This is a genomic window from Fenollaria sp. C0166D3 (assembly GCF_056590255.1).
Map to the genome: position 1 here is coordinate 62836 of NZ_JBWPVU010000007.1, position 10930 is coordinate 73765.

General features: G+C 34.2%; 9 protein-coding genes. 2 read left to right on the forward strand and 7 right to left on the reverse strand.

Annotated elements, in window-relative coordinates; all coding sequences use genetic code 11:
- Positions 1-73 precede the first annotated feature (73 nt).
- Positions 74-1288 (forward strand): carboxylate--amine ligase, encoded by a 1215-nt coding sequence (locus AC1EJ0_RS06075; protein WP_480023629.1) that lies wholly within the window; start codon positions 74-76, stop codon positions 1286-1288.
- Positions 1289-2278, forward strand: coding sequence for a lipid II:glycine glycyltransferase FemX (locus AC1EJ0_RS06080; protein WP_480023630.1), 990 nt, complete (start codon positions 1289-1291; stop codon positions 2276-2278).
- Between the two features lie 64 nt (positions 2279-2342).
- On the opposite strand, the gene AC1EJ0_RS06085 is transcribed toward AC1EJ0_RS06080, so the two are convergent.
- The 7 genes from AC1EJ0_RS06085 to AC1EJ0_RS06115 form a co-directional block, all read right to left on the reverse strand.
- Positions 2343-3791 carry a leucyl aminopeptidase gene (locus AC1EJ0_RS06085; protein WP_480023631.1) on the reverse strand — a complete coding sequence of 483 codons (1449 nt, stop codon included), beginning with the start codon at positions 3789-3791 and terminating at the stop codon, positions 2343-2345.
- Entirely contained in the window at positions 3791-4957 is a 1167-nt protein-coding gene (rdgB, locus tag AC1EJ0_RS06090) for an RdgB/HAM1 family non-canonical purine NTP pyrophosphatase (protein WP_480023632.1), read from the reverse strand. The genes AC1EJ0_RS06085 and rdgB overlap by 1 nt, the downstream gene beginning before the upstream one ends.
- 9 nt (positions 4958-4966) lie before the next feature.
- Complete coding sequence (locus tag AC1EJ0_RS06095; RefSeq protein ID WP_480023633.1) at positions 4967-6802, reverse strand: N-acetylmuramoyl-L-alanine amidase family protein; 1836 nt, start codon at positions 6800-6802, stop codon at positions 4967-4969.
- A 362-nt stretch (positions 6803-7164) separates the two neighbouring features.
- Positions 7165-7863 (reverse strand): hypothetical protein, encoded by a 699-nt coding sequence (locus AC1EJ0_RS06100; protein ID WP_480023634.1) that lies wholly within the window; start codon positions 7861-7863, stop codon positions 7165-7167.
- A gap of 115 nt (positions 7864-7978) precedes the next feature.
- Entirely contained in the window at positions 7979-8995 is a 1017-nt protein-coding gene (locus AC1EJ0_RS06105; RefSeq protein WP_480023635.1) for a M28 family peptidase, read from the reverse strand.
- A gap of 25 nt (positions 8996-9020) precedes the next feature.
- Positions 9021-10391, reverse strand: a complete 1371-nt coding sequence (locus AC1EJ0_RS06110; RefSeq protein WP_480023636.1) for a M56 family metallopeptidase — start codon at positions 10389-10391, stop codon at positions 9021-9023.
- Positions 10391-10777, reverse strand: a complete 387-nt coding sequence (locus tag AC1EJ0_RS06115) for a BlaI/MecI/CopY family transcriptional regulator (RefSeq protein WP_480023637.1) — start codon at positions 10775-10777, stop codon at positions 10391-10393. The genes AC1EJ0_RS06110 and AC1EJ0_RS06115 overlap by 1 nt, the downstream gene beginning before the upstream one ends.
- Positions 10778-10930 lie beyond the last annotated feature (153 nt).

Sequence of the window (10930 nt, forward strand, 5' to 3'; positions counted from 1 at the left end):
AATTTTTATTATTATGCAAGTGGCCCTCGTTTATGTTATAATAATTATAGTTATATATATAAAGGAGATAATTATGAATTTTTTACCAGTTATATTAGGAACAGATGTTAACAGCTACTCTATGGCGAGAAGCTTTCATATGAAATACGGCATTAAGTCTTTGGTCTTAGGTAAGGCAAGGCTGCTTATGACTGAGAACTCTGATATTGTCGATATAATAATCAATAAGGACTTAGATGACGATGCTATCATGCTTGATGAGCTAAATAAAATTAAAGAAGCGCATCAAGATAAGGAGCTTATACTAGTAGCATCGTCTGACTCATATGCAGAAAGAGTCATTATGAACAAAGATAGGATTAGTGGATATAATTTGCCATTTACAGACAAGTCCATGCTTAATGAGCTAATACTGAAGAAGAACTTCTACGACTTATGCGAAAAGTATGGTCTTAAGTATCCAAAGAGCGAATACATTAACAAGGATAATTACAAGAGCTACAAGACAAGCTTTGACTTTCCTATGGTCTTAAAGCCATCGAACAGTGTTGAGTACTTCTTTTTGGACTTCGATGGCAAGAAAAAAGCATATATATTAAAAAATGAAGCTGAATTAAATAAGGCTCTTAATGATATTTATGCTAATGGCTACGACGACTACATGATAGCTCAAGAATTTATTGAAGGAGCTGACTCAAACATGCACGTGGTTAACGCCTACGTCGATAGCAATGGCAAGCTAAAACTATTCTCCCTAGGAAGAGCTCTTATGGAGGACCCTACCCCACTACTTATTGGTAACTACCTTGCCATAGCTGATGCAAGTCAAGATGCCTACGAAAAGATCTTCCCCATGATAAAAAATTTCTTGGAGAAAATAAATTATCGTGGTCTGGCAAACTTTGATATCAAGCTTGATGACAGAACAAAAGAGTACAAGGTTTTTGAAATCAATCTTAGACAAGGACGCTCCTCTTTCTTCTCAACGCTTGCGGGCGCGAACTTAGCTGAAGCGCTTGTCAATGACTTTGTCTATCATAAGGATGACGAGATAATCATTGGCAAGGATAAGTTTTTATTCTTGGGAGCAAGATACGAAACTGTATTAAAATACATCGAAAGCGATGCCGCAAAGGAAAAGATGAGTAGCTACAGTGACGATATTGAAAACATGGCGCTATACTATAGAAAGGACTTGAACGCAAAGAGAAAAGCAAGTTTGGATGAATATTACTCGAGATACGACAAGAGATTTGAAGAATTTTTTAAGAAAAAGTTGGTGAATTAGATGATACTTGATACAAATAACGCGTCTGAGCTAAAACGCTACGATGACTTCGTGAAGTCAAATCAACATAGCTTTTTAACTCAGGATATGGCTTGGGCTAAGATTAAAAACAATTGGTCTGAGGACTATGTTTATTTAGAAAATGATGGCGAGATAGTTGCCGCAATGAGCATACTATCAATCAAGGCAATAGATGGAAAGTGGCTTCTTTATGCTAATCGCGGACCTGTCTGTGATATATATGATAAAGATACTGTTTTAGCCTTAGTAGATGAAGTGAAAAAATTGGATAAGTTTAAGGACGCATTTTTATTAAGATTTGATCCAGCCATTCCCTACGATGAAAAACTTATAGATTTATACAAAGATACAGAATTAAAAATAAGAACGAGAGGCGCTGATGAACACAGCTTTATTCAGCCAAGAAGAAACGCCATCATCGATATAAGTAAAAGTGAAGACGATATACTGGGGGGCTTCCATTCAAAGACGCGCTACAACATTCGCCTAAGCTACAGAAAAGGCGTTACGACAAGGATCTCACAAATGGATGAGGACCTAAATACCTTCTTCGAAGAGACTAAGGTCATGGCTGAGCGCAACGGTATAACTTATAGACCGAAAGAGTATTTTAAGAGACTTATAGATAATTATGACGCAAAGATATTCTTATCAGACTTTGAAGGAACTCCTCTATCGAGTGCGATACTCATTATGTATAAGGACTACGCGTGGTACATGTACGGCGCGTCAAACAATCTTCACAGAAACTATATGCCCAACTATCAAATGCAGTGGGAAATGATTAATTATGCGAAGGAACATGGTGCTACTCGCTACGACTTCGGCGGCATATTTAAGCTTGACGATGAAGATGGTTTATACAGATTTAAAAGAGGCTTCTTAAACGAAGATGACTTTACCGAGTTTATAGGTGAGTTCGATTTGGTTTTAGACGAAGAAGCATATAAAAAATATTTAAGTAGATAGTTTTGCATTAAAAAAGCTCTTCTCATATCAAAATGAGAAGAGCTTTCGCTTTGTCTATATTAAGCTATTGGCAAATGTGTTCAGTATTTACTAGGTAGTAAAGTGTCTTAACTGGAACGCCAGTTGAGCCTTTTTTATATTGTGCGTAGTCCTTTGAAGTATCTGAAGTTCCCGCTATGTCCATGTGTATCCATGGAGTTCCTTCCTTAACGAAGTTTTCTAGGAACATACCAGCTGTAATCATACCAGCGCCACCAGGTACTGAGTTTAGTAAATCAGTCATAGTGCCCTTAACCATGTCCTTGTACTCATCGTCGTTAGGCATTACCCATAGCTTTTCATCAGCTCTTTTTGATGCTTCGTTCATTTCATTCATAAACTCGTCGTTATTTGTAACAACACCAGTTCTATATGAACCAAGTGCAACTACACAAGCGCCTGTAAGTGTAGCTAGGTCAACTATCCTATCAGCTTTAAGCACATCTGATGCGTAGTAGATAGCATCAGCAAGAGTAAGTCTACCCTCAGCGTCAGTGTTAGCTACTTCTATAGTCTTACCTGACATTGATCCGATTAAGTCGCCAGTCTTGTATGCCTTTCCTGAAATTAAGTTTTCGCATGATGCAACGACAGCTACAACATTCTTCTTAACTTTGTTCTTGGCAATAGCGTGCATTGCGCCTATAACAGCACCTGCTCCACCCATATCCATATGCATTGTAGCCATACCTTGTGGGTGCTTGATGCAGTATCCGCCTGAGTCATAAGTTAAGCCCTTACCAACAAGTGCAGTAAGCTTATCATCTTTTTCTCCATTCATATATTTCATAACAATTAGCTTAGGCTCTTTGTCTGAACCAGCTGCAACTGCTAGGAACGCCTTCATACCTAAATCTTCTATCTCTTTCTTGCCATATACTTCAACAGTAACGCCAAGCGGCTCAAGGTCTTCCTTAGCTCTCTTAGCTAAAACTTCTGGATACATGTCAATGGCAGGAGTGTTAACTAAATCCTTTGTTAGTGAATAGCCCTCAGCGATATTCATACCTTCTTCTATGGCAGACATAGCTTTATCCTTTTTGTCTTCAATAACTTCTATGTTAATAGTTCCAAGCTTAGTAGGCCTCTTGTCTTCAGCTAAATATTTATCAAAATCATAGTCAAAGCATGCAAGACCATCAACTATAGCCTTCATAGTAGTTCTATAGCAAATATTATCAAGCTTCTTATTGAAAATGATGTTTGCGTCTTTAATCTTGTACTTTCTAAGTGCTTTCGCTAATTCAAAGAAAGCTACTATAATCTTCTTAGTAGTGATCTCATCCTTTTTGCCAAGGCCAAGATAAATTATCTCATCTTCGCCAAGCTTTGCAAATACTTCGCTTGCCTTGCCTGTAAAGTACTCTTTTTCTACTAAAGCATCAAGGCCCTCTGATTTTTCGAAGAAGTTCAAATCATCTTCAAATACTGGTAAAACCTTGATACCTTTTTTCTCGTTTACTGTAATTTTCATTAAATCATCTCCTCTTTCTTAAATTGACTTTCTACATAATCCAAGACAAAATCATACATTTCGTCTGAATATATCTTTATAGGCGCCATCCTCTTAAGAACGGCTTCCTTTGTAATCTTGTGATCTTGCCACGAGTGCGAGTTAAAGGCAAAGTGCATCAAGAGTGGTTGGAACCTATCAAGTGCATTCGCATACTTCGCTTCGTTTGTCTCAGCTGCCTCAAACTCATCCCAATATTTTCTAAGCTCAGCGCCTAAGGAATCAAGCTTTGAGTATAATTTATCTGCCGCTTCGCTCTCTCTTTGCTTCTTGTCCTCATTGCCTTTTTTGTCATAGCAATAGGTGTCGCCAGCGTATATTTCAATCAGGTCATGATACAAAAGTAGTACCGCCGTCTTATTTGCGTCAACTTCAAACTTACCCATGTCCTTAAAAACTGGCGCAAGGACCGCCGCGTGAAAGCTGTGTTCTGCGTCATTCTCTCTTCTCGAGCCGTCAGCTATCTTATTTACTCTTAAAATATTTTTCATCTCATCAAGCGTCAAAGCAAAGTCTACTTTTTTATATAGCTCTTTGTGTTTTTCCTCAAGTAAGATCTTTTCCTTAATATCTTCCAAAGCCCTCTTTCTGTGCGAAAACTTATTTTTCTCTTCGGTACCTATCTCGGCATAAGTCTTGTCATGACCCTTTGGTAAGAAAAGTGGGTCGTAGCCAAAACCGCCTGTGCCTCTGTATTCATAAAGTATCTCGCCATCAACATTGCCATGGCCATAAAAAACTTTATTATCTTCATCTATAAAGCAGATGACGCTCTTGAAGTGAGCCGTTCTGTCTCTGCCCTCAAGATTTTTGAGTAAGAGCTCGTTGTTCCCATGATCATCACCATGCTCCCCAGCGTAACGAGCTGAGTAAATACCTGGCTCGCCATAAAGACCGTCGCAGAAAAGACCTGAGTCATCGCTAATAACAGCGCAGTCCACCATATCGCGAAGAGCCTTTGCCTTGATGTAGGCGTTCTCCTCTAGTGTAGCGCCTGTCTCATCAACATCGAAGTCAGCTATGCCAGCCTCTTTCTTAGATAAAACTTCATAACCTAACTCGTGAAATATTAATTTAATCTCTTTTAATTTATTTTCATTGTTTGTTGAAACAATAACTTTTTTCATAATCAACCTCTAATAATAATTGTTCAAGTAATCTACAATGCCGTTATATAGACCATCGACCATCTTATCAAGGTAGGCTTGACTCTTTAATAGCGCAAGAGTATTTTTATTTGATAAAAATTCCATCTCAAGTAGAGCCGCCGGCATATTCGTATTTCTTGTAACAACGTAGGCGCCTTCCTTAAGGCCACGTCCCTTGTTGCCAATAAGGTTGCCAACAGCATTTAGTATGCAATTAGCAAACTCTTTTTGATTTCTTGTCTTGTTGCTGTGCTTTGCATCGCTAGAATAGCAGACTTCTATGCCTGCTGCAGATGGTGAAGTAGCACTATTAACGTGAATACTTACAAAGATGTCCGCATTTACTCTATTTGCCATCCTTGCTCTTTCAAATATATCGACGTATTCATCGACAGTATCGTTAGTCTTCAAAACATTGTAACCAGCCGCCTTAAGCTTCGCTTCCAAAGACCTAGCTACATACGGAATATAGTCAGTTTCACTTGATCCGTCAATCTTAGATACAGAACCAGGATCCCTTCCGCCATGACCTGGATCAATCATGATTAAGTAATCAGATGGCTTGTTATTAATAATTCTACTAAGTTTTATTGCGTAGTCAGCACTTCCAGCATCCACTTTCTCTAAAGATACGTTTCTAACTAGGTTTATAGTGTAAGTGTAGCCATTTTGCGCCTTTTCTACAACAAGCGACCTTATATATGGGTCCTTAAAATCTTCAGTACCAGTCTCAAGCTCTTTACTAGTCTCTACGTTCATGGTGATGGTCTTCTTTAGATCATCATAAACGTAATCAGAAACTCTTCCCTCAGTGTTTTTGATAGCAAAAATTCTGCTATCGTAAGAGTAGAAAGACTTCATCGACTTCTTTGTGTAAAATACAAGACCATCATTTGTTTCTTCTATCTTATAATCAATATTTGCATCTTCTATATCAATAACTATCCTAACATTCATATCAGACTTAGACTTGTCATTGTCAGCAAATTGACTAGCTCTAACGCCTTTGATGCCGTTCATGACTATATTATACTCCCTATATAGCTCTGGATCATCAAATATAGCTTTTTCAAAATCAAGCACAAGCCTATCAGGACCATCAAGTTTAGTCACTTTATACTTGCCCTTTAGCCCTTGGAATAAAATCGCGTCCCTGTCATTATGTCTAATAGCGACAATGTTTGTCAAGTGTGCGTAGCCATCAGTATTGGGCTTAATGCTTGGCTGCTCACTAGTGTTCGGCTTTATGCTCGGATTGTCAGGCTTGATTTGATCAGGCTCATCGTCCCCGCTCGGTAGTATGATGGCGTCATCATCACCACTTGGCTCTTCACTAACTTGCGTATTCGTATTGATAGTAGCTGTCTGAGATTTATTGTCCCAGCCTACCTCGTAGCCAAAAAGTTCAGAGATAAACCTTAGAGGAACATAAGTCCTCGCTCCGCCGCCATTAACCCTAACAAGCCTTGGAGTGTAGGCCTTTTCTATAGGCTTAGTTACGCCATTAATCGTTGCCTCAGCCTTGTCTATAGTCAAGACTATGCTCTTGTCAGACATAGTTATGATAGCCGATTGACTTTTACTATTCCAATCAACACTCGCGCCAAAAGTTTCGGATAAGAATCTGATTGGAACAAGCGTCCTTCTTTGATAGATAAAACTTGGCATCTCCTTGCTTTGTTTATCCTCTCCATCGACCTTTACATTTATTAATGCTGCTTTATAATTCTTATTCGCTATCCTTATATTTATGTTCTGTGCATATACATTCGCAGAACATAAAAAGCATAAAACAATAAGAAGTCCTAAAATAAATTTTTTCATAGCTATGCCTCCTAGTATTATATTAACATCAACGAGAGTAAATTGCAACTTATTTCAAAGACTGTTACATAAATTTAACATAGTAAATGGCTTTGCCTCGTCAGTTTTAACCATGTTTATGGATTTGCGTGCATATCGTTTGAGGTGCTCTTAGTAAATGCATAAGCCGTAGCACGCGCAAAACGAATTATGTACTTATATAATCACAATATTTGTTTCTCTTCAAAATCGATATTTATAATCCACTTTTCAATTTTATTTCGTGATATACTTCAAAAAACTACCCTCCTTACTTTATAGTAAAGAGGGTATATTTCATTTTCTCTTAATCATTATAAATAATTTGATTTGCTTTAACTTATTTACTCTGATAAATTAAAGCTATTTACTAATTCATAATTTTTATCAAGTACACTTAATTTTGAATCTTTTATATTGTCATAATCAAGTGTCAAAACTACGTATCCATTTTGAGTCATAATCGCATCGATGTCTTTATCTTTTTCATCTATCTTTGCTTTGATTTCATTAATTCCATCATTTTCAAGATATTCTGACTTACTTGCGCTGATCTTACTTATATCATCAGCCTTAGATAGGTATTTACCCTCTAAAGAGTATACATATCCGTCTGTTTTGCCCATTTTATTTAGAACAAGATATTCGTCATTCGATGTGATTTCTATAGCACCGTCACCTTGTATTTGATCAAATCCTAGACCATTGATATCAATTGCTGAGCTTAATTTTTTATCATCTAGCTTATATATCAATAAGCCATTGTAATTAAGTACACCAGCGTATTTATCATTAGCAAATATAAGCTTTGGAGCAACTGCTCCAAGAGGTGCTTCAAGAACTTCATTTTGTATATCTGCCTTTATAAACTTATCAAGAGATTCATCTTTCTCAAACTTAGTTGTTTCATTTTGCATTTCTTCTTTAGATTCATTTTGCACTTCTTTATCAGTATCTTTTGTGCAAGCTGTTAGACAAAATGTTGCCATCATAAAAACCGCTAGGATAAAAACTAATGTTTTTTTGTTTTTTAAACTTTTCATTTAATTTCTCCTTTTACAATATAAAATTTATATTTTTAATAGATTCCAGTCTTAAAATATTTCAAGACGCTATACTTTTATTTATTAAAATCTTTTTATAACTCGCCTCCTTTTTTTATTCTAATTCAAGTTCACTAAGATAACTAGCAATAAAGCTTACATCTTCTAGTAATGAATATAAATCAATCGAACTAGTATCACTTTCTATTCCTAGCCAATCTTTATTAAATTCTTTACTTTTAAAATCCGCTGTAGTATACCTTGCATTTTTTATATGATTGTAGTAAAAACTTGAATCATCACTTTGACCTAAATCTGTTTTTTCAATATCTTTATCTGGAAATATTTTTAAAGCTTTTTTATAAAATTCATCTTCACTTCCATCAACCATCATTATTTTTCTTGCTTTCGAATTGCCTATCATATCAACATTAAAGTTTCCATAAATGTTCTCTCTTTCTTCACTTGAAAGATTATAAATATAATATCTTGAACCAAAGCAGCGATATTCTTCAGAATCAAAAAACACAAAAACTGGCTCGTAGTTTAACTTTGCCTTTTCTAAAATCCTTGATGCTTCAATCAAAGCACAGACAGCTGCTCCATTGTCTATAGCTCCAATATTATCTTTTGTAGTATCATAATGAGCGGAAATAATTAGCATTGGTGTGTTTTCTTTAAAATCTTTTCTTTTAGCTATTATGTTTCTGCCTTTAAAAATCACATTCTTAGCTGCTGGCATAATATTTTCTTTAGAGACGGCTTTAAAAGAGTCTGATAATTTAATATCATAAGCATTAAAATCTTGAAAATAAACATTGTATCCATTTTCTTTCATTTTTGAAAAAATGTAATCTCCCGCTAAATAATTTTCTTTTGTTCCTCTTTTTCTGTGTGTACTTGTTATCTTTTTAAAATTTTTTTCTAAATTATCTGGAGAAATTAATTTTTCTATATCTTGCCTCTTAATTTTTTCTCTATTTACAATATTTTCATCATTTTCATTTTGATTTTTACTTTCTTTTATGCTACTTTCTAAAAGCACATTTGAATGCACTTTATTATCTTTACTTTCTTTTGGTGCACATGAAATTAGCAAAACACATAGTAAAATCATTATTGTTTTTTTCATTATAAAACCTTCTTTTAGAATTTTATTATTTATTATAACTGTTTATTTTTACTCTGTATTTCAATATATTTAATGAAGTATTAAGCACAATAACCTCATATCTATTATTCTGATAGGCTTTTACTGTCAAAGTATCAGCTTTATCATAATTTTTATTAAATATCTCTCTTCCATTTTCTAGTATTATTATTATATAATCTATTCCTTCATTACATGACATATCACTCATTTTGACAGTAAATCCATCATATTTGGTCTCAGTCCATGAATAAGTATTAAATTTATAAGATTTGTGTTCCAAGCCTTCTAAGCTTTCTTTACTGTCAATGTCAGCAGACCTTAACTCATTAAAATGTATCTCTCCTAATTTTAAATTCTTATATTCATCTTCTGTTATTTCTGATACTCTATTATCAATATTAAGCACAATATTTGACTCAGGCTCACTCGAGATAACTCTATTCCCTTCATCTGCATATACATCTATAAATGGTAATGTAGATAAAACTAATATTAGTGCAAACACACAGACTCCTATAAAACTTGTTCTCCACTTTTTAATAAGAAGCATTCTTTCTTTTGTTGGGTGTAAATTTAATACCGAATATTGTACATTTTGATTTTGCTCTATAAGTTTCAACATTGACATACAATATTCTTTTCTGTTATCTATAGTATCCCCTAATTTTTGAATTACTAACTTATCGCAGAGAATTTCCATATCATCTTCTATAAACTTCAAGCTTGCTAAAATAAATATATTATACCAATGTATACAAGCAATAAAATTTTTAATATGCTTAAATACAATATCAAATTTTTTCACATGTGTAAGTTCATGAACAAGAACAAATTTCAATAACTCATCATCTTCTAATATATGACTCTGTATAATAATCTTAGGCTTAATAACTCCATATGTTATTGGTACTTTTACGTTATCGTTTATTAATATATTTACTTTCCTTTTAAAATTAAAAAGATTGAGTGCTTTTTCTACTCTTGCATCATTTACTAATTCTGTAGAATTCTTCAGTGCCTTATTCATTTTAATAACTCGTATTAATACATAAGTTAAAAGTAAAACTGACACACACAAACGGTTTATTCTATTTAAAAAGCTTCCTATCTCTATTAATAGTAATCTTACATATTTACTTACAAACATTATAGGCTCTAAAATGTACCTTAACACTCCATATTGATTAAAATCTACAACTTTTATCAACAGCAAATACGGAAAAATTAGATAAATAAAAAGTATTGACCATAGAATCATATTTGCTCTCTTTACACTTTTTACATTTAAGATCTGTCTAAATAAAAGTATTATAGCTATAATAAATATACTTTTAACACTTTTCTCCAAATATGAAGCTCTTACTACGTTTATCATTAATATTTTTCCTCTATGTCAAAACTATTGATTAAATCTTTCATTTCCTCTAATTCTTTTTTGCTTACTTTTTTCTCTGTCATAAAAGCTGAAACAAGATTAATTAAAGATCCATTAAATACATTGTTTAAAACTTCCTCTGTTTGAGCAGTACCTACTTCTTCTCTTGTTACTACAGGCTTTAGTGTATACTTAGGATACCTTCTTGTGATTGCTCCTTTTTCAAGCAGTCTACTTATGAATGTATAGTTAGAGCTTTTCGACCAGCCATACTTTTCTGTCAGTATCTTTGATAAGTTTGATGCCATGATCTCTCCGTTTTCATCTAAGCATTCACCATCCCACAGCAGTTCTAATACTGTTAATTCACTTTCAGAAAAATTCATAGTTCATTTGCTCCTTTCACTATAAAATTTATTCTTATTTAAAAAAAATATTCATCATTGAATATTTATTCTAATTTAAGTATAACTCTTTTACTTTGTTTTGTCAAGTATTATGTTAAAGTTTATCTAATCTTTTGTTCTTGACATATTGTC